General features: G+C 57.5%; 10 protein-coding genes and 1 pseudogene. 9 read left to right on the plus strand and 2 right to left on the minus strand.

Annotated features, from left to right (window positions below):
* Positions 1 to 424: 424 nt before the first annotated feature.
* The 8 genes from LAO21_20795 to LAO21_20830 all read left to right on the plus strand — a co-directional run bounded on the left by LAO21_20795 (position 425) and on the right by LAO21_20830 (position 14,672).
* Positions 425 to 1,786 carry a carboxypeptidase-like regulatory domain-containing protein gene (locus LAO21_20795; protein ID MBZ5555159.1) on the plus strand — a complete coding sequence of 454 codons (1,362 nt, stop codon included), beginning with the start codon at positions 425 to 427 and terminating at the stop codon, positions 1,784 to 1,786.
* A gap of 273 nt (positions 1,787 to 2,059) precedes the next feature.
* A complete protein-coding gene (locus tag LAO21_20800) occupies positions 2,060 to 4,765 on the plus strand; it encodes an ABC transporter permease (GenBank protein MBZ5555160.1) in 2,706 nt (901 codons plus the stop codon).
* A 174-nt stretch (positions 4,766 to 4,939) separates the two neighbouring features.
* On the plus strand, positions 4,940 to 6,337 hold the full coding sequence (locus tag LAO21_20805) for an insulinase family protein (protein ID MBZ5555161.1): 1,398 nt from the start codon (positions 4,940 to 4,942) through the stop codon (positions 6,335 to 6,337).
* 1,059 nt (positions 6,338 to 7,396) lie between these two features.
* On the plus strand, positions 7,397 to 7,909 hold the full coding sequence (locus LAO21_20810) for a hypothetical protein (GenBank protein ID MBZ5555162.1): 513 nt from the start codon (positions 7,397 to 7,399) through the stop codon (positions 7,907 to 7,909).
* Positions 7,910 to 8,125: 216 nt separating this feature from the next.
* Complete coding sequence (locus LAO21_20815) at positions 8,126 to 9,232, plus strand: UDP-N-acetylmuramate dehydrogenase (GenBank protein ID MBZ5555163.1); 1,107 nt, start codon at positions 8,126 to 8,128, stop codon at positions 9,230 to 9,232.
* 610 nt (positions 9,233 to 9,842) lie between these two features.
* Positions 9,843 to 10,787, plus strand: a complete 945-nt coding sequence (locus tag LAO21_20820) for a hypothetical protein (GenBank protein ID MBZ5555164.1) — start codon at positions 9,843 to 9,845, stop codon at positions 10,785 to 10,787.
* 189 nt (positions 10,788 to 10,976) lie between these two features.
* The gene (locus LAO21_20825) at positions 10,977 to 12,245 is read left to right on the plus strand and encodes a pyridoxal phosphate-dependent aminotransferase (protein MBZ5555165.1); all 1,269 of its coding nucleotides are present in this window, start codon (positions 10,977 to 10,979) and stop codon (positions 12,243 to 12,245) included.
* Between the two features lie 504 nt (positions 12,246 to 12,749).
* Positions 12,750 to 14,672: a redoxin domain-containing protein gene (locus LAO21_20830; protein ID MBZ5555166.1), complete on the plus strand. Its 1,923-nt coding sequence runs from the start codon at positions 12,750 to 12,752 to the stop codon at positions 14,670 to 14,672.
* A 474-nt stretch (positions 14,673 to 15,146) separates the two neighbouring features.
* Here LAO21_20830 and LAO21_20835 read toward each other — a convergent pair.
* Both LAO21_20835 and xth read right to left on the minus strand, forming a co-directional pair.
* Positions 15,147 to 16,205: pseudogene (locus tag LAO21_20835) on the minus strand (IS630 family transposase).
* Positions 16,206 to 16,259: 54 nt separating this feature from the next.
* The gene (gene xth, locus LAO21_20840; protein ID MBZ5555167.1) at positions 16,260 to 17,051 is read right to left on the minus strand and encodes an exodeoxyribonuclease III; all 792 of its coding nucleotides are present in this window, start codon (positions 17,049 to 17,051) and stop codon (positions 16,260 to 16,262) included.
* 787 nt (positions 17,052 to 17,838) lie between these two features.
* On the opposite strand from xth, the gene LAO21_20845 reads away from it, so the two are divergent.
* The gene (locus tag LAO21_20845; GenBank protein MBZ5555168.1) at positions 17,839 to 20,976 is read left to right on the plus strand and encodes a lamin tail domain-containing protein; all 3,138 of its coding nucleotides are present in this window, start codon (positions 17,839 to 17,841) and stop codon (positions 20,974 to 20,976) included.
* The last annotated feature ends 330 nt before the right edge of the window (positions 20,977 to 21,306 follow it).

Genomic DNA, 21,306 nt, shown 5'->3' on the forward strand with positions numbered 1-21,306 from the left:
GGAATTCGTACTTTCAAGTGGCCGGCTGTTGCTGGCGTGATGTGTTGGGTGCTTGTTTTTTGTGCTAGCGAGGTGTCATCCCAGGTGCATGACGATAAGAACGTCCACGTAGACAATAATGACGAGTGCCAGATCTCTGCAATCGTTAAATGGTGTTCCCTCATTGTCAAGACAGCAAACTTTCTTGACCAATTGCCAAATGCAGAGACCTGACACTCGATGAATGGGATGAATGGGGTCTGGTCTATCCATTCTCCAATTGAGATGTGGCATTCCGGAAGATCCCGGCCAAGTGCTGGTCCGTCTCCATTTGGTCTTCGATCCGATGGATGGCCCGGAGACGGTGACATGCTCCAAGTATTTCGTAACGCTGAAATGGAGATTGGATAGACCCCAATCGCTGATAATCCGTAGGAGAAGGCCGATGAGAAATTGGATTGTGACCATAGCATTCACACTACCCACCTTGCTCTTATTCCCTGTGGGCACTCCTGCTCTGAAGATGGGTTCGATTCATGGTGTGGTCGTTGACGAAATAGGGATCCCAGTGAGCAAAGCAGCGGTTAGCGCCCGGATTATCAATGGTCACATACTTAGCACTCTTATTCGCTATGTTGAAACCGATACTGATGGCCAGTTCTCGCTTGACCGTCTGGAATGGGGCGCATATAGGGTCTACGCAAATAAAGAAGACTCTGGCTATCCTGACACCAGTTTCTCGTTCTACAACAAGGGTTTTCCTACAACGGCGACTCTAACACCGCAGGCACCGATCGCCGAGGTCCGAATACAGTTTGGTCCGAAGGCTGGGATCTTAACGGGTATGGTAACGGATGCTCTCTCCGGTGCTCCCATTAACGCTGGTTTTAAACTCATTCGAACGGGTTCTCCCGATGATTGGATTTCGACCGCGTTACTGGCAAGATATCGTGTTCTGGTGCCCCCGTCCACGGACATCACGCTGGAGGTGTCTGCGCATGGTTACAAGACCTGGTACTCCGGCGGCTCTTCCGACCCCTTACGAAGTGTCCCTCTTTGTTTGGAGTCAGGCGTTGAAATGAGACTGGATATTCAGTTGCAACCGGAGGATTCCAGTGGAATAAATGCGGTACCAGGACTGACAGCACGACCTCCGGTGTCGGCCAAGGGTGTGCGACCTACCATGCCTCCAGCCCAGAACGAAGGCTCCATCCGCGGGACGGTCGTCGACGAAAATGGCATCCTCTTGAGCGGGGCGAAGGTGTTCTTCGAACCTACGGATCACCACCAGAGGCACTCGTCAGTTTCCACTGTTGAAACGGATGCTACCGGGCGGTTTGTGATCGATTATTTGGAATGGGGTCAATATCAACTCTACGCGAGGAAGGAAGACGCGGGTTATCCGAACACGGTGTTTCCAATTTACAGCAATGGAATTCAAACGAGAGCCGAGATAACATCGCAGGCGCCAAAGGCGGAGGTAGAGATGCGCATTGGTCCCAAGGCCGGCGTGTTGGCAGGTGTCGTGACGGACGCTAACACCGGTAAACCTGTAGTCGCCGATTTCTTAATCAAGAGAGTCGCCTCTCCGGACGAGTCGGTTTCACTCCGCTCCTCCGCCCGTTATCGATACCTGGTCCCTCCTTCCACCGACGTAACTCTCGAGGTGTCTGCCCCCGGCTATAAAACATATTACTACGGCGGTTCTTCGGACCCTTCGCGACGCCTCCCCCTGCGGTTGGAACCAGGGGCCCAAAAGATATTGGATATTAAGTTGGAGCCTCAGACCGACGGTCCCGCAAAGTAATACGCTTCCGGGTTCCAAGCATTATTTTGTAGCGACCATGCATCGTGTGGATTTGAGCCACAGCGCGCAAAGATTTGACCCTCCAAAATGATAATCGTTCACTGGCCTGCTCCTTCCCCATTGACACTCTATATGTATCCCGATATCATTCCTATAGAGTGCCGATAGGAGAGATCGCTTGAACGTTGAACCGACCACCCTTCTGCAGGGGACTTTGGACCTGCTGATCCTCAAATCGCTGGTCGCGGGCGAGATGCACGGATTGGGAGTAGCATGCCGCTTCTTGTGAAAGTCCGAAGTTTCCTGCGAAATCTTTTCTTGCGTCGCCGTGTGGACACAGACCTCGACCAGGAGGTTCATTCATACCTCGAAATGCTGACCGAGGAAAACCTTCGTGCGGGCCTGCCACCGGAGGAAGCGCGACGGGCCGCGCGGATCGAACTGGGCGGCGTCGAACAGGTGAAAGAGCAGGTTCGCGGGGAACGAATTGGCCATTGGCTCGACTCCCTGATCTCCGATTGCCGCTACGGTCTCCGGCAGCTCCGCAAGAACCCCGGCTTCACGGCCGTCGCCGTCCTTACCCTGGCCCTCGGCATCGGCGCCAACACCGCCCTCTTCTCCGTGGTCGATGCGGTGCTCATGCGGCCCTTGCCGTTCGAATCCCCCTCGCGCCTCATTGCCCTCCATGAGGGAATTCCCAAAATGGGTTACCCGAAGATGGGCTTTTCTCCGCCCGACCTTGTCGTTTTTGCGCGTGAACAGAAGTCGTTCAGCGCCATCGGCGCCTTTCAGAATGGAAACGTGAACGTCTCGGGCCATGGCGAGCCGGAGCGGGTAATGTCGGCACGCGTTTCCTCGTCACTTTTCCCCATGCTCGGCGTGGAGCCGATGCTGGGCAGGACCTTTGCTCCTGACGAGGACGTGCCGGGCCATCACGTCGTCCTCCTCAGCTACGGATTTTGGCAGCGCCGTTACGGCGGCACTCCCGGCATCCTCGGTCAAACCGTCGACGTCGACCGCCAGCCCTATACCGTCGTCGGGGTCATGCCGCGAGAATTCGAATTCCCCCTGCAGGGGCCGGAGGTCAATGGCTCCCCTGCAGATCTTTGGGTGCCGCTGGCCTTCACCTACGCGGAACTGCAGGATTGGGGTGGCGCGTACTTCACCAGCGTGGTCGGGCGGCTACGGCCCGGCATCACGATGGACCAGGCGCGCGGCGAAGCCACCTCGCTCGCGCATGAAGTCCTCGCGAGTTACCCTTCTGCTCTCACGAATGTATTTCGCAGCGCTGAACTCAGGATCAGTGCGTCTCCGTTTCAAGAAGAGGTCGTCGGCTCGGTCCGCACCTTGCTACTCGTTTTGATGGCGGCCGTGGCTTTTGTCTTGTTGATCGCGTGTGCCAACATTGCGACGCTCGTTGTCTCGCGGGCTGCCACACGACAAAAGGAGATCGCAGTCCGCACGGCGCTCGGGGCCACGCGGCTTCGGTTGGTGCGACAGATGTTGACGGAAAGCCTTGTCCTCGCACTCGGCGGGGGGGCGCTCGGACTGCTTCTCGCCTTCCTGGCACGGAATTTCATCCTCATCCTGGTCCCTTCGAGCATCCCTCTGCCGCGTCATGTAGCACTCCACGGGGGGGTGTTCGCCTTCGCGGTTGGCCTGTCTATCCTGGCCGCTGTTCTTTTCGGGCTCGCTCCGGCTTTCCAAGTATCGTCGGCATCAGTGCAAGGTCCTTTGCAGGAGAGCGGACGGGGCGCCACACCTTCCCGCTCGCATCACCGTCTCCAGGGGATTTTCGTCACCGTGGAATTTGCCCTGGCACTCGTGCTCTTGATTGGAGCCGGACTCTTGATTCGCAGCTTTGGCAAACTGCTCGAAACGAATCCGGGGTTTCGCCCCGAGCGCGTGCTGACGTTGAATATTCCCCTGCCGCGCAAGGCCTATCCCCGGGAGGCGCAGATCCGGGGTTTTTACAGACAATTGCTCGACCGCGTTTCGAACTTGCCCGGTGTCGAGAGTGTCGGGCTATCCAACGATTTGCCTCTGAATGCCCGCGAAATGGTCTCGGTCTCCATCGAAGGTCGAGGCAATGCCGAAACCGACACGCCGCAGGCGATATGCCAGTCCTGGGTGATGGGAAACTACTTTCAGACCATCGGTATTCCGCTCATCCAGGGCAGGTGGTTTACGTCCGAAGACGGCATCGAGTCTCCGCCGGTCACGATGGTGAGCCTGGCCGCGGCGCGGAAATTCTGGCCGGGACAGAGCGCCCTCGGGAAACGTATCCGCTGGGGAGTGAGAGCCCCGTGGCAGACCATTGTGGGTGTCGTCGGCGACGTCAGCCAGGGGCCGTTGAACACTGCCGTGGCGCCGCACGTCTATCGACCTTATAGCCAGTTGGCCGGCCCCTTCCTCGAAGAGGACCCGTTTGGCGACTGGCACGCGATGAACCTTGCGGTGCGCACGAACGTGGATCCGGCTTCGCTAACTTCCGCCGTGCTCGCCGACGTTCATTCGCTCGACCCTGATTTGGCTGTCGCCGGCATTCGAACGATGACTGAGGTCATCAGCTCTTCCTTCGCTGGGCCTGAATTCAATATGGTCATGCTGGGGGCGCTTGCGGGCTTGGCGCTTTTCCTTTCCGCCATTGGGGTTTATGGTGTCCTGGCGTACCTGGTGGCGCAGCAGACGCATGAGATCGGCATCCGGATGGCCCTGGGCGCGAAACCGCGCGACGTGCTCCGGCTCATCCTGGGCAGGGGAGCGCGGCTGGCCGGAGTAGGCGCCGGATTGGGGCTCGTGGCGGCCCTTGCCCTGACGCGGCTCATGAAAGGGCTGCTCTATGGCGTCAGCGCAATCGACCCGCTCACCTTTGCAAGCGTTGTTGCGCTTTTGACGGTGGTCGCGCTACTCGCCAGCTATCTCCCCGCCCGCCGCGCCACCCGCGTCGATCCCATGGTCGCCCTGCGCTACGAATAGAATGTTGTGACCTCCGAAACGCCATTCATGATGTAAATCAGGCGAAAATCTGTCGTCATCCCCCGCACTTCTCATTGCACAAAAGCCGCTCCAAGGCGATAATGGCGTTCTTTTGCCGGGGATCACTTCCAGACAGGCAGATTTGAATTACGGATTTTTTTTCGAGGACTTCGAATGGGCCGAGGCACTCTGAATACAGCGTGGAGACTGATTCCGACGCTGCTGATTCTCCTTTCATCCGGTTATTCCTCCGCCCAGCCGAGTTATCTCCACATCCCGATGAACCAGCGGGGCGAACTGCTCAACGGACTGAAACTGGTCGTCGTCGAGCGCCAAAATCAACCCACGGCGACTGTGCTGCTGGTAACCTTTGCCGGATCGAATGCCGACGAATCGGGGAAGGCCGGCACCGCCTCGCTCACGGCCAAGATGTTGCTGGCTGCCACGCCGCAGCGAAAGAGAGCTCAGATTACTGACGATCTGGCGGGAGATGGCCTGACGGCTTCGTCGTATGCCGACTACGATGCCAGCTGGTTTCGTGTCAGTGGACCGGCCAAGGATGTCCGGACCATGCTGGAGGAGTTGAGCGATCTTCTTCTCACGTCCACCTTTGATGAGAAGGAACTGGCGCAACTCAAGGAGGAGACCAAAAACGGGCTCCTCGAACAACACCGGGATGCTCCGGCGCTGGCGGAACTCTATTTCCGCGAGAAACTTTACGGGATGCATCCTTACGGGTTTCCCACGGAGGGCATCCCCCGCATGGTCAATGATGTCGCCGCCGCCGATTGCCTCAAGTTCTATCAAAAGTACTACCACCCGAACAACGCGATGCTGCTGGTGGTGGGAGGGGTGCGGTCAGACGACATCGAAAGTAAAGCACGCGTGCTGCTGGGAGGATGGAAGAACATTCCCTCCCCAACCATCTTCCCGAAATCCGCCAAGCAGCCCGTCGGCGTTCAGATCCGACTCGTGGACCGTCCCGGCAGCGACCCTGCTCAAATTCTAATGGGACGCATCGGCGTGCAACGAACCTCCCGCGATTATTACAACCTGGAGATGCTGAATTTCATCCTGGGCGGCGAAGGATTCGCGTCGCGCTTCGCGGAACGGCTCCAGAAGAAGGACCACGTGGCTTCAAGTGTTTCCAGCGCCTTTGAATATCATCTCAGTGGAGGCGAGTGGAAGGTCCGCCTTTCGACCGCGTCCGCCAACGCCCCCGCCGCACTCGCCGCTGTCATCGATGAGATCAAGCGAATCCGCGATTCCCGGGTGACGGAACAGGATCTGGCGGCAGCCGTATCGGCTCAAACCTCCCAGATCACAGCGAGACTCCAAAGCAATGACCAGATTGCCGAGGCCCTCGCCGCCATTGAAGTCTATAACCTCGCCTTTGATACTTATACTGCCTACACGGCCCACCTCGCGCGCGTCTCCGCAGAGCAGGTCCAACAGGCCGCCCGTGAGTATCTCGACCCCGATTCTCTTGTGGTGGTGGTGGTCGGCAACGCCGCGGAAATGAAGGAAGGCCTTGAGAAACTGGGCTCGGTCGAAGTTTTTCCGGGCACTTGATCCATTTATCCCCCGCCAGCTAAAAGAGAAATTCCAAATCCCAAATTCCAAAATCCAGATAAAACCCAAATTCCAAAGTCCAGACAAAACCACGCTGGCCCGGAGGGACGTCCGAGTGTGGGGTCACGGGCACTTGGTTCATTTATCCCCCGGTTGCTAAAAGAGAAATTCCAAATCCCAAATCCCAAAATCCAGATAAAATCCAAATCCCAAAATCCAGACAAAACCCAAATTCCAAAGTCCAGGCAAAACCACGCTGGCCCGGAGGGACGTCCGAGTGTGGGGTCACGGGCACTTGGTTCATTTATCCCCCGCCAGCTAAAAGAGAAATTCCAAATCCCAAATTCCATGCAAAACCACGCTGGCCCGGAGGGACGTCCGAGTGTGGGGTCAAGGATGGGATATGAGTCAGGTGAGGCCCGGAGGGCCGCTAGAATGTAGCCCCGTCCGAAGCTCCGCGCTCTTTGCGGAGCGAGGGCGGGGTCAGGAATGGAAAAAAGCATAGAGCCCCGCTTGCGGGGCGACAGAATCCTCTCGAAGACGCAAGATGATTTCCTGTTATTTATATCTCTCCCGTATTCTCTCTGCTTCCCCCTTTACCCTCTCGTAATCCCGATTTGCGGGATTGGAGATTTTCCTTATGTGCCGCATGTTGTGAATGCCGATGAAATCGACGATCGGTATGTTGAGGTGGAGCACGATTCTGTCGCCCCGCAAGCGGGGCTCGGACCTTTTACCACCCCTTACCCCACCCTCGCCCCGCAAAGAGCGCGGAGCTTCAGGTGGGGCCACATTCTAGCGGCCCGCCGGGCCTAATCCAGACCCTTTCGGATTCTGGAGCCTCCCTCAAACCGCCCTGCCAACAGCACGGGGGGCTCCGCTCCCCTACGACAGAAAACACCGAACTTGCGCCACGAAGGATCTTTGCCATGTGGGCATGCTGCTCCCACGGATCGCCCTTCCGGACACACGAAAATGAGCCTTCCGCCAACTTTTCGTAAGAATTTTGATGGAGATTGTATTCGCACATTGTCAGCTTGTTCGATGGGAGGGTAAGCCATGAGATGTCCTCAATGTGGATATATCCAAATCCGGAGCGAGGAATGCGTCCGGTGCGGCAAGACCCTCACCTCGCTCAAACCACGGCGATCCGTCGTGGAAACCCCGTCAGGCATTGAACCTGGAAAGCGCCTGTTGTCGCGCCCGCTTTACATTCCCTCCTGCTCTTTCCTGGAAGACAAGAAGGATCCCACGGCGGCAGCCTGGTTGAATTTCTTCTTTCCCGGTCTCGGTTATATCTATATCGATCGGAATTTTCTCGGGGTCTCGCTGCTCTTGATTTTCATCAGTTGTATCATCGGGGCGAGCATTGGCATCTATGCCCTATTGCCGGTCAGCATCGGGATGTCACTTCTCTGCACCCTGGCCTCCTACATGAGTGTGAAGAAGCACAACCGCGCTCTCAATGGTCACGGGTCCAGGACCTCTTCCGACACCCAAACCTCCTCTATAAGACATCTCAATACTGAATCCTCATTGGACGAAGAAGACTTAGAGATCGTCGATGCGTAAGCCGCTCACTGTCCCCTTATAGAGATTAGAAGCACTCCTGAGGCCGACAACTTAAACTCATGTGCGGGAATAACTCGCCGGGTGGCCTGCCTGGGTAGCCGGGATTCCGTTCCTGGGAATCCCGGGCCTTTCCGTGCCGCCCGGTGGTGCCCGCCCCGATCCACCGGACCCCTGTTCAAATTAAAACCAAATTCAGGTATTCTTCCATCCGTGACCATGGTGCTCCAGGAAAATGTCCCCTTGGCGCCGATGACGACGTTGGAGATTGGCGGCCCGGCACGATACCTTGTCGAAGCGCAGGACGAATCCACCCTGATCGAGGCGCATCAATTTGCCCGGCAGAGGCAGCTTCCTTTTTTTGTTCTGGGCGGTGGAAGCAACATCGTTGTGGCGGATGAGGGGTTCCAGGGCATGGTCGTTCGCAATTCGATTCCCGGCCGTGAAGCGGTAGCTGGAGACCGTAAGGATTCGACCGAGAGGATTTACCGTGTTGGCGCCGGGATTGACTGGGATCAGTTTGTAGACTTTTGCGTGGGACAGAATCTTGCCGGGGTGGAATGTTTGAGCGGGATCCCGGGTTCAGTCGGGGGGACCCCCATCCAGAATGTGGGCGCTTATGGACAGGAGGTCTCCAGCGTCATCCGTTCCGTCCGCGTTTTTGACCGTCGCGAGGAAAAGGTTCGAGAACTCGAGAAGGGTGAATGTGGATTTTCCTATCGCAAGAGTATTTTTAACACCACCGAGCGAGACCGCTACATCGTCCTGTCGGTCACGTATGCGCTCCACGTCGGCGGTCCACCCACCCTCCGGTATGCGGATCTGGAACGCTACTTCCGGAGCGCGGCCCTGAAACCTTCCCTCCAGGCCGTTCGTGAAGCCGTGCGAAGCATCCGCCGGCGCAAGGCGATGCTGTGGGTAAGGGAGGATCCCGATTGCCACAGTGTCGGCTCTTTTTTCAAGAATCCCATCGTGAAGCCCTCTTTCTTCGAGGAACTTCAGAAACTTCATCCCGGTGTGGACATCCCGCACTATCCGGCCCCCAGTGCTACTTTTCCTGGAGAAAGCGTGCCGGGTGGAATAAAGATAGCGGCGGCATGGCTCATCGAACAGGCAGGCTTTTCCAAAGGATATCCCCCGGAGTCGCGCAGAAAAAGTCGCGTTGGCATCTCCAGCAAACATACCCTGGCGCTGATCAACCGCGGTGGGGGCACAGCCCATGAGGTCCTCGAGCTGATGCGCGAGGTCCAGGCGGGGGTGGATGAGAAGTTCGGCCTCCGGCTTGAAACCGAGCCCGATTTCGTCGGCTTTCCAAATCCATTGTAGTACCGACTTCAGTCGGTTACCTCGTTCTGCCGTGATCCCTCCGTAGTACCGACTTTAGTCGGCCATGTCGTGTTCCCGTAGTGCTGACTTCAGTCGGTCATGTTGTATTTCCGTAGTACCGACTTCAGTCGGTCATGTTGTATTTCCGTAGTGCCGACTTTAGTCGGTCCCTCCTATTCAATCAAACCTTCCCGCTCGAAACCCACGGCTGGTCTCCACCGGAACCTCTCGTCAATTTTCCATTTTGATTTTTCTTTCCGATTTGCTAAAGTCGGTGGGCTTGTTTGTGGGGATAACGGCACATTTTCAACACAAGGAATTTTCCAACATCATCTTCCCCCCACAGGGCTCTTCCTTTCGGCAGGCTGCATTGCTCGCTGGATTCCCTCGTGGGTACACAATGGACTGCTCTCAGAAGGCCCGAAACCTGAGACCTCAGGGTTGCTTTACCTTTTTCGAGATGTGCCCCTGTTCTTCTTAACGCGTTCGAGGGTGAGCGACCGTCGCGGGGGGGCTTCATACTTCGAGGACATCTTCTCGTCCTTGACTGCGGGATCATTTAAAAAACCATTTTCGAACCGAGTGCATCGAGGGAGGGTGGAGAACCACTATGACACGAACCGCAAAATACCTAGCTGTTGTGATGGCCGCAGTCCTGCTCTTTGCGGGGACGGCGGTCATGATGGCGCAAGCCCAGGCCAAAGATTCGGAAGCCGATCTTTACACCGCCTGGTACAACGAAAAGGACTTGGCCAAGAAAGCTGATGTTGCGAAGAAATACCTCGATAAGTATCCCAAGGGACAGTACGCGGCGTACATGCATCAGTCCATTACGGAGTATCAGTTCCAGCAGTTTGCTGCGGCCTGGCAGAGTCACAACTCCGCCGATCTGTTCAACCGGGCCAAGGAATTTCTTGCCAGTCCGCCGGAGGGCGTTGAAGCGATCACATTTCTTTACTGGCCGGCTCTCGAAAGCCATCGTCTGACCCGGGCGCGAGACTATGCGCTGGCCAAGGACGGGCGCGATTTTACTCAGAAGGCGATCGCCGAGATCGAGGCCGGCAAGGTGCCCGCCATGGTGCAGGACAAGGCAAAGTGGGACGGGGGAGAGAAGAACAAGGTCCTCGGCATGCTTTACCAGAACCTCGGCCTCATCGATGCCCATGACAAGTCCGTTGATCAGGCGATCACCAATCTTCAGAAGGCCCTGGCGGCGGATCCCAACGAGCCCTACTCCGCCTTTCAACTCGGTCTCATTTTCCAGGGCAGATACGACGAAGACCTGAAGAAATACAATGCCGTCACCGACAAAGACAGTCCCGAGGCCAAAGCCCAGTTGGACGTGATCCACAAGGACGCGGATGACACCATCGACGCGCTCGGCCGCTTCCTGGCGCTCACCGACGGTCAGGCCCAGTGGACCAACCAACGGAATTCCGTGGATGCGGTGCTCAAGGAGTACTGGAAGACCCGACATCCGGAGGACCCCAACGGGGCCCAGAAGGCCGTCGACAAATATAAGGCCCCTGGGAGCACCCCAGCGCCCGGGAATTAACCCGGCCGGGTGGCTTCCAGAACCCGACCCTGCCGTTCATCGCGTCGGGTGGACCGCATCGGGAGTGGATTCCCGCGAACAACATCATGCGCCGCTTGCCGGGATTTCTGAACCGGAAATCCGGCCCGCGGCGTTTTTCTTTGCTCCCGTGAGCATCCGCACACGGTCAATTCAAGTCACCATCGGAATATGAATCCCTTTCATTTTTCCTCTCGCACGGCCTGGGATCTGTCTCCCAACGAACTCTCCCTGCGGGTGGCCGAGCATCGCCGCAAAGGCCGGCCCTTGCTCGATCTCACGGAGTCCAATCCCACCCGGTGCAAGCTGTCCTATCCGGGCGGAAAAATCCTGGGGCCCCTTCTTCAACCTGAAAACCTCTCCTACGAACCGGCCCCGCAAGGCCTGCTCCAGGCTCGGGAGGCCGTGGCCCGGTATTACGAATCAACGGCCGCTCAGCGCATCGATCCGAAACAGATTCTTCTCACCGCCAGCACCAGCGAGGCGTATTCATTTCTGTTCCGCCTTCTCGCTCAGCCCGGAGATCAGATTCTTGTCCCTCGTCCCAGCTATCCCCTTCTGGATTTCCTCGCTCGCCTCAACGATGTGAACCTTCAGGCGTATCACCTCGAGTATCACCGGGGCTGGCATGTCGATCTGAGCTCGGTGGAGCATGGGCTCACCTCCCGAACGCGCGCCCTGCTGGTGGTGAATCCCAACAATCCCACCGGATCGGGCATCCGCCCACAAGAGCAGGAAGCTTTAACCGCATTCTGCCGCGATCACCAGCTCGCCCTGATTTCCGATGAGGTGTTCTTGGATTTCGGATTTGAAGACGGCCCCTCCGGGGACAACCCGCGCACTGAACTCGCAGGCAGCTTGTCCCGACCCTCGCCGGAGACTACACGGCTGCACTCGCTGGTCGGAGGCACCGAGGCGCTTACTTTTTGTCTCAACGGAATTTCGAAGATGCTGGGATTGCCCCAGATGAAACTGGCGTGGATCGCTTCAAGTGGACCGCCGGCCTGGCTGACGCCGGCGCTGGAACGGCTGGAGGTCATTGGCGATACCTACCTCTCGGTCGCAACTCCGATCCAGCAGGCCCTCCCCACGCTGCTTCAAGATGTCCGCCCGATGATGCGCCGGGAGATTCTGACGCGTGTCCGTTCCAACCTTCACGCCCTCGATGAGCGCGTAGCTCAAACCGGGGGCCTCTGCGAGCGGTTGATCGCCGAGGGGGGTTGGAGCGCCGTGCTCGCCATTCCGCGCACTCCGACGGAGGACGCCTGGGCTTTCGAATGGCTGGAGCGCGACGAAGTCCTTGTCCATCCCGGCTATTTTTTCGACTTCGAAGGCGAGGGCCACATCGTTTTGAGCTTGATCCCTCCCGAACCCGTGTTTCGTGAAGGCATCGAGAGGATCTTCTCAAGAATTGAAAAGGTGCTGAAGGGACACTCCTGACAATCTTTTGAATCCACATCCTTCGCCACCTCGCGCATAGCGACGCTTCGATCTCGGGAGATATCAGGACTCGTCCGGATGCGCTCAGGCAATTGAAGAATGGAAGATGCCAATCCATTCTTTTTTCGGCCCGGGCCTGCCGGCTCACTTCACAGCCTTCGATCTCGGAATCCGGGAATAAAACCAGGCAGTCCGGGGATTAACCTCTTCGGAGATTGGGGAGCGGGATTTGTCATCAAAGCTTTTCTCGGTGATGAACTTCTGCATCTAACTGGAGCAGGCATGGAACAATCACTCTCTGTTTCGAGAAACGCGCTTGAGCGCGCCCGGCGAATCACACTGCGCGTGTGGATCGCTGCCGGAGCCCTGCTGGTCCTGGTCTTGTTCCTCTCCGTGCCCTCCCTTCGCAATTTCATGGAATCGGCCCGCGGAATGATCTCGATTCGCAACCTCGCCGCCTTCTCGAATTCCAACAATCTCGACCCGGTTGACAACGGGGGATCCATGAGTCAAACACAACGGCAAATTCACGCACCCGATTTTGACGGGGCCGTGGCCTGGTTAAACGTTGAACACCCGCTGACGATTCAAGACCTGCGCGGCAAGGTGGTCCTGCTCGATTTCTGGACTTATTGCTGCATCAATTGTATGCACGTCATCCCGGATTTGAAAAAACTGGAGACGAAATACGGCGGCGCCCTGGCGGTGATCGGGGTTCACTCGGCCAAGTTCCAGAATGAGAAGGAGTCCGGAAACATTCGCGAGGCCATTTTGCGGTATGAAATCGAGCATCCCGTCATCAACGATGCCAACTTTGCAATCTGGCGGCGATACGCGGTTCGCGCCTGGCCCACCCTGGTGCTGATTGATCCGGATGGCTATGTGGTCGGCGAGGTGTCGGGCGAAGGAAACTACACGGCCCTCGATCGCGCCATTGGGCAACTCGTGGATCAGTTCAAGGCGGCTGCAAAGCTCAACACGAAGCCGCTGCCCCTCGCCCTTGAAAAATACAAGCAGCCCCCGTCAGTCCTCTCCTTTCCGGGAAAAATTATTGCCAGCGAGAAGCTCGACCGGCTTTTCATTGCGGACTCCAACCATAATCGCATCCTGATTACCACTCTCGAGGGCAAGGTCGTCGACGTGGCCGGCGCGGGAGCGGAAGGCCGCGCGGACGGCGATTTTGCCAAGGCGACCTTTCATCATCCGCAGGGAATGGCCCTCTCTGAATCCGGTGATGTGCTGTGGGTCGCCGATACGGAGAACCATTGTATCCGAAAGCTGGACCTCAAGAAGCGTACCGTCGGGACAGGGGCCGGCACCGGGGTCCAGGCCGAGTGGGGAGCCAAGGGCGGCCCTGCCCTCAGCACGCCTCTCAGTTCGCCCTGGGACCTGACGGCGATCAGGGAAAGAATCTACATTGCGATGGCGGGGAGCCATCAGTTGTGGGTGTTTGATCCCGAGAAAAAAGAGGTCGCTCCTTTTGCCGGGAATGGGGCGGAAAACATCGCCGACGGGCCTTTGGACAAGGCGTCGCTCGCTCAACCCAGCGGGATCACCACGGATGGGAAGCGGCTGTTTTTTGCCGACAGTGAGGTGAGCGCTGTGCGATATGCCGACCTCGGTCAACCCACTCAAGTCCACACCCTCATCGGCGAAGGCTTGTTTGAATTCGGGGATCAGGATGGTTCCTATCCGGACGCCCGATTGCAGCACCCGCTGGGCGTCCTGTATCACGACGGCAAAGTCCTGGTGGCCGACACTTACAACCACAAAATCAAGAGGGTCGATCCCGAGAAGAAGACTGTAGAAACGCTGCTTGGGACGGGCAAGCCGGGCCTCGGCAATGAAAGTCATCCCCAGTTTTACGAGCCGGGGGGACTGGCCATCGCCCATGACAGGCTGTTTATCGCCGACACCAACAACCACGCTATCCGCGTCGCCGATCTGAAGACGAAGAAGGTGACCACGCTGCAGATTTATGGCTTTGATGAACTGGCCTCTTCAGCGCCCGTGGCAGGCGATGATTCCGGATCACCCTTCAACATCCGCCAGTCCCTCGCCGCACGGTCAATCAAGCCGGGTGCCGAAGGACGTCTTCTCGTGGATCTCAAGCTTCCCGATGGCTATCATCTCAACCCGCTGGCTCCGTTGAGCTACCGAATTAAGAAGATTAACGGAGAGGGCGTGACGATTGCCGAGTCCGCGAGAAAAAACTCCGTTAAAGACCCGAAACTGCCCATTGCGATTCCTTTCAAGTCGTCCCCGGGACCGGGAAAGACGGAAATCGAAATCGCCATGACCGTCTATTACTGCCGCACCGATAACCAGGGGCTGTGTTTCATTAAGTCGCTCGAACTGACCCAGCCGCTTGAAATTTCGGCCTCGGCCTCGGGAAATGATGTGCCGGTGAGCGTGAGGATCCAGTGAACAGTGAAGGAGGTGTCAGGTGCCGGGTGTCAGGGGGGAGGAGAAGGCGGAGTTCGATGGTCGGAGGCCAGATTTCTCCCGTAGAGGCGCACAGACGTGCGCCCTCTCTTGAATCCAAGGCACAAAAGGCAGACACCAGAAACAGGAAGCAACTACAATTCAAACAAAAGATCATCAATTGTGTGTCTCGTCAAATTCGAGACGATTTCCGGCTTCTGACCGCCGATTTCTGACCTCGGACTCCGACATCAAAGGAGGGCGCACGTCTGTGCGCCCCTACAGAAGAATTCCGGCCTCTGGCTTCTGTCTTCCGACATCCGACTTCGGCTGGTTCAGTTCCTCTAACTATCGGCATCCCAAATTAAGCTTGGAGCACAATGCTAGTGTAGTGTCCAAGAATTAGCTGGACAGTTTTTTCTTTGCCTTTCTGCGGCGCGGCTGGGTACAGCCGGGTTGAATTTGTTCGAGCGTCTGACGACAACGTGAGAGCTTGTTTTGGATCGATTCGACCGTGGCCGTCCAAACAAAGGGCTTGGGGTTCTCATTCCACGCCGCCAGAAACTCGGAGATGGCCTTTTGCAAATCTTTCACGCTTCCAAACGAACCGCGCCGAATTCTCTTGGAGGTCAGTTCCCCAAACCAGCGCTCCACCAGATTGAGCCAACTGGAACTGGTCGGCACAAAATGAGGGAGGAAGCGAGGATGTCGTTTCATCCAGGCTTGCACGCTGGGATGTTTGTGAGTGCCATAGTTGTCCATCACCAGGTGCAAGGGCACCTCGCCGCGAAACTCTTGGTCCAGACGGCGCAAAAATCTCAGAAACTCCTGGTGGCGGTGTCGCTGGTAGCATTGGCCGATGACTTGGCCCTGCAGCACTTCCAAGGCTGCAAACAGCGTCGTCGTGCCATGGCGCTTGTAGTCGTGAGTCAGCGTGCCACAGCGCCCCTTCTTCAGAGGCAAGCCCGGTTGCGTGCGGTCCAGCGCCTGAATCTGGCTCTTTTCGTCCACACAAATCACCATGGCCTGTTGCGGTGGGTTCAAATACAGACCCACCACATCCGTGAGCTTTTCCAAAAACTTGGGATCGCGCGACAGCTTGAAGCTCTTGACCCGATGCGGTTTGAGATTGTGGCTGCGCCAGATGGTGCTGATCGTGGACTTGCTCACCTCCTGGCGCTCCGCCATCAGCCGGCAACTCCATTGCGTCATGCCGTGGGGTTTGGTCTCGAGCGTCGCCGCCACGATGGCTTTTATCTTTTCCGGTCCCAAGAGAGGCTTGCGCCCGCGACCCGGCGCCACTTCCCACAAACTCTCCGTCCCTTGCTCGGCAAAGCGGCGGCGCCACAACATCACCGTCTTGCGATTGATCTCCAGTGCTCGGGCGATGGCACTGTCGGACTGACCGGCTGCCGCCGCCAAAACGATGCGGCTTCGAAGCGCCACTTGCTGGGGGGTTCCATACGCTGCCAGCCACTGCTGAATCTGTTCCTGATCCCCGGGGTTCAAACATACAGTAGGGGTGGTTGGGCACATGATTGAGTTTAACTTGAACCATATTATCTGTCCAGTTATTTGTTGGACACTACACTAGAACTTCAACTCCAGTCCCACCGGACAATGATCTGAGCCCGTCACTTCGGGATCGATCCAGGCTTTCTTGACGTGCGGCAAGAGGTCTTCGGTCACAAAGAAATAATCGATGCGCCAGCCGACATTCCGCTCGCGGGCCCGCGTCATCATGTCCCACCAGGTGTATTGATCGCGCCGGTCAGGATTCATCTTGCGAAACACGTCGACGTACCCGCGGGCCACCATGCGGTCCATCCAATCGCGCTCGATCTTTAGAAATCCCGACACATTCTCATTTTCCTTGGGGCGCGCGATGTCGATCTCGTGATGCGCGGTATTGTAGTCGCCGCAAATCACCAGGCGGTGGCCCTGTTTCCGCAGCGTCTCCCAGTGCTTCAGGATCGATTCATAAAAATCCATCTTGTAGTCCAGCCGTTCCTGGTCGCGCTTGCCGTTGGGGAAGTAGACATTGAACAGGGTGAACGGTTCGAACTCGGTGACCAGCACCCGACCTTCCGTGTCGAACCGGGGGATTCCAAACCCCGGCCTGACCGAGCGGGGAGGACGATTGCAGTACGTGGCCACGCCGCTGTATCCCTTGCGCTCGCCTGAACTCCAGAAACTTTGATACCCCTCAAGGCCCACCACCTGCGGATCGAGTTGCTGCTGCTCCGCCTTGGTTTCCTGGAGACACACACAGTCGGCCGAAGCCTTGCGGAACCAGTCCAGAAATCCCTTTTTCACAACGGCCCGAATGCCGTTCACATTCCACGAAAGGAGCTTGATCGAGGAGGATTTTGTTTTCTTCATGGGTTTTAGTGGGTTCAAAGAATTGTTCTTGTCGTCGTTGAGCGGTACAAAATATACAACAAATTCACGCGCAAGAAATCAAAAGGTTTCAGTTTGCTGGGATTGCGCTTTGGTAGCCCCGCCTGGCGCTTTTTGCCCGGCGGGGGCTGGTGCCGGCAGTGTGCACAAAATCACCTTTTCTGCACCTCTCATCCACAAGCCCCCGCCACACACCCCGTGGCGGGGCTACCAAAGCAACCCCACTTCTACTCACAACCTGATTGGGACACACGACGGTCAGAATACCATTTGAACTTTCTACGTCGGGGGGGTTATCATTACCCACAAGGAGTCACACCACCGTTTGAGTTGAGGCTCTCAAATGGTTCGAATTCACATGTGACTTTCCTCAACTCAAAATAGAACGAAGAGACAGGCAAGAACAAAATTCCGGTTTCATCCCGTCACGATCTAGCGCTGTCCCGGAAGCCCTGACTATCAAACCCGTCAGACTGACTTTAGAAAATGAACATCGCGTGAGGAAATCTCTCGAATTCCGGAAGTCCAAGGCCCCGTTCTGTTCCTCACAGGAAACCACTGAGTGATGACCATCACCCCATTCCACGTCTTGCATCAATCCGGAGCTTTACTGAACAATTGCCTTCATGGAGGAAACACCATCGGCGGGCTTTTCATTCCGGCCGATCTTGAGCTCAACAGCAGCATTCCCACATCTGCGGATGACCGAAGGGGACTTTCATCCCCCTCGGAAACGAGCAGTGCGGATTCATAAAGAGGAGAACAATCAATGAGAATTACCCCCTTGTCACAACGAACAACGCGACGTTCCCGTCTTGTCAGGACTGGCGCGTTTGCATTCCTCGGTCTCGTCTTAATCCTCAGTCAACTCGCCAGTCCTTCCCCTATTCAGGCTGCATCGAGCAGCATCGTGATCAGCCAGGTCTATGGGGGCGGCGGCAATTCGGGTGCAACCTTAAAAAATGATTTCATCGAGCTCTTCAATCGAGGAGGCAGCGCCGTCGATGTGAGCACCTGGTCGGTGCAATATGCCGCTGCCGCAGGTTCCTCGTGGCAGATAACGAACCTCTCTGGCGTCATCCAGCCGGGTCAGTATTATCTGGTCCAGGAGGCCCAGGGCGCGGGCGGTACCTTGCCTCTGCCAACCCCCGATGCCATTGGGAACATCCCCATGAGTGCCACTGCCGGCAAGGTGGCGCTCGTCTCCAATCAAACGACGCTCACTTGTGGTGCCGCCGCGGGCAATTGTTTTCCCAATACGGCGATCGTGGATTTTGTGGGATTCGGGAGTACAGCAAACAACTTCGAGGGAAGTGGTCCTACGGCGACGTTGAACAATACCACGGCCGCGCTGCGCAAATCAGGAGGATGCACAGACACGGATAACAATGCCTCCGATTTTTCGACAGGAGCTCCCACTCCACGCAACACCGCCTCTCCAATCAGCCTGTGCGCTGGTCCCACTGATCCGTCGGGCACCGGAGCGGCCACACCCGGTTCATTGACCGCCGGGAGTTCCACCCTGTTGACGGTGAAGGTCACGCCGGGCGCTAATCCAACCAGCACCGGAATTTCTGTGACTACCAATCTGCTTCTGATCGGCGGCTCGGCCGCACAGGCGTTGTCCGACGATGGAACCAACGGCGATGCCGTCGCGGGAGATCTCATTTTCTCCTATCAGGCAACGGTGGGCGGTAACATCACGCCGGGTTCCAAGACGCTCCCTGTGACGATTTCAGACGCGCAGTTGAGAAACGGAATTGCGTCCATCACCCTCGCCATCGAACCTCCGCTGACAGCCATCCATGATCTCCAGGGACCCGGTACGACCTCGCCCCATGTAGGTGAACTGGTTGCGACCCGCGGCGTCGTCACGGGAATCAAAAGCAACGGATTTTTCATTCAGATGCCGGACGCCGAAGTGGATGGCGATCCCAACACCTCCGAGGGGATCTTCATCTTCACGTCCAGCAACCCTTCGGCCTCGGTCTCGATCGGCGATTTGGTCAAGGTGACGGGGACAATCCAGGAATTCATCCCCTCTTCTGATCCGGTCAGCCCGCCCTTGACAGAAATTGCAGGGTCCCCGGTCTTCACCATTCTCTCCTCGGGGAATGCCCTGCCCAACCCGGTCACGCTCACCAGCACCGACACCACTCCATCGGGCGGCCTCGAACAGCTGGAGCGATTCGAAGGCATGCGCGTTCACGTGGACTCGTTGCTGGTTGTTGCGCCCACCGGCGGAAGCATCACTGAAGCCAGCGCGACCTCAACCTCGAGCGGCATTTTCTTTACGGTGATCGACGGCGTGGCCCGCCCCTTCACGGAGCCCGGCATTGAGGTCCCCGACCTGTTGCCGGCAGGTGCTCCCTGTTGTGTTCCGCGGTTCGACGGCAATCCCGAAAAGCTGCGTGTCGATAGTGACGGATTGCTCGGCGCCGCGCGGCTCGAAGCCACCAGCGGAGCCTTCCTCAACAATGTCAGCGGGGTGCTCGACTACGGTTCCCGCAGTTACACCCTCCTGCCTGATCCTGGAAACCAGACACAGGCGAGTGTTGCGGGGAATATCACCGCCCTTGCGGTGCCGGATGCTTGTCCCGCGGAATTCACTGTGGCCTCTTCCAACATGCAGCGTTTTTATGACACGGTCAACGATCCCTCGACCAGCGATGTCGCGCTCACGACCACTGCCTTCAATAACCGGCTCAACAAGGTCTCGCTCGCCATCCGCAATGTCATGAAGCTGCCCGACATTGTTGGCGTTGAGGAAATGGAGAATCTCTCGACGCTCCAGACCCTCGCCGACAAGGTCAACTCCGACGCCGTGGCCGCCGGTCTGGCCAGTCCGCAATACCAGGCCTTCCTCGCCGAAGGCAATGATGTCGGCGGGATTGACGTCGGATTTCTCGTCAAGGCAACGCGGGTCACGGTCATCGATGTGACGCAGGTGGGGAAGGATACCACCTACGATGATCCCAATAGTGGTCCGGCGATGCTGAACGACCGCCCGCCGCTCGTGCTGCGCGCGACCATTCAGCCCCCTGCCGGTCCCCCATTCCCCGTGACCGTCATTGTGAATCATCTCCGTTCGCTCTCTGGCATCGACGATCCCGTCGATGGAGTCCGCGTCCGCGCCAAGCGGGCCGCCCAGGCGGAGTTCCTGGCCCAGTTGATCCAGGACCACCAGGCGGCGGGAGAACGCGTGATTTCCGTGGGCGACTATAACTCGACCCAGTTCAGCGATGGCTATGTGGATGTCATCGGGACCGTCCTGGGAACGCCGGCTCCTTTTGACCAGGTACTCTTCGCCACGTCCGCCCTCGTGAATCCGACCCTCACGGACCTGGTCGATACGGTCGCTCCGGACCAGAAGTATTCCTACGTCTTCAACGGAAACGCCCAGGAGCTCGACCATATCCTGGTGACCGGGAATCTGCTCCCCTCTTTGAACGGGCTCTTTTATGGCCGCAACAACGCCGATTTCCCCGAGAGCTACCGCAACGATGCAAACCGTCCGGAACGCTTTTCGGACCACGACATTCCGGTGGGATTCTTCCAGATGCCGTTGTTGGTGAGCAACGCCTCGGTCGACCAATCGACGCTGTGGCCGCCCAATCACAAGCTGGTTCCCATCACCGTCAACTACACCCTCCAGAACCTGTGCACCACTCTTCGTACGGTGACCACGACGTTGAGTGTCACCAGCAATGAAGCCATCAACGGGACCGGAGACGGCAATACCGATCCCGATTGGGTCGTCGTCGATCCGCACCACGTGCTGCTGCGGTCGGAACGGGCCGGCACCGGCAACGGGCGGGTCTATACGATCACCATCAAGGCCACCGATAGCAAAGGCAACGTGGCCACCCAGGCTGTCACCGTTACCGTAGGAAAAGACAAGAAGTAACCGGAACCCCCTCGTCACCACCGCCTCCCGGATTCATCCGGGAGGCGGTTTTGCTTTGGTAGCCCCGCCGGGCGTTCTTGGCCTGGCGGGGGCTGGTGCCCGAGGATCTCAGGAAATTACCACCTCTGCCGCGTTTGCTTTGGTAGCCTCGCCGGGCGTTCTTGGCCCGGCGGGGGCTGGTGCCTGCGGATTGCAAGAAATTACCAGCTCTGCCGCGTTTGTTTTGGTAGCCTCGCCGGGCGTTCTTGGCCCGGCGGGGGCTGCGTGCCCATGATGTATATTGCGGCCAGTTCCGTTTCACACCACTGTCTCTTCTCATCGCTGAAGGAG

The organism is Terriglobia bacterium, from assembly GCA_020073085.1.
Classification (GTDB): Bacteria; Acidobacteriota; Terriglobia; order JAIQFV01; family JAIQFV01; genus JAIQFV01.